Origin of the sequence: Cohnella baijiui (assembly GCF_020731285.1) — a bacterium.
GTDB lineage: Bacteria > Bacillota > Bacilli > Paenibacillales > Paenibacillaceae > Cohnella.
In genome coordinates this window covers 1-214 of sequence record NZ_JAJFOW010000486.1, presented here as the reverse complement: position 1 = coordinate 214, position 214 = coordinate 1, and the positions used below count along the sequence as shown (strand labels likewise).

At 44.4% G+C, this 214-nt stretch carries 1 protein-coding gene; it reads left to right on the top strand.

Annotated elements, in window-relative coordinates; translation table 11 throughout:
- Positions 1-214 (top strand): HD domain-containing protein (locus LKX83_RS33480; RefSeq protein WP_227887633.1); only part of this gene is annotated, 214 nt, incomplete at both ends.

The following is a 214-nucleotide window of genomic DNA, read 5'->3' as shown; positions in this document are numbered from 1 at the left end:
ATCTAGATGACATTCGGACGAAGGATAATCACCTGTTCATTCATTCGCTCAATGTGTGTATCATGTCTACTGTGATTGGAATCAACCTGGGCTACAATGCTACGAAGCTTAAAGAGCTGGCGCTTGGCTCATTGCTGCATGATATCGGAAAGGTGATCAAAAATACCGATGATCCGCTTAAGCGTTATACGCAAGAGGGCAATCATCATGCGTG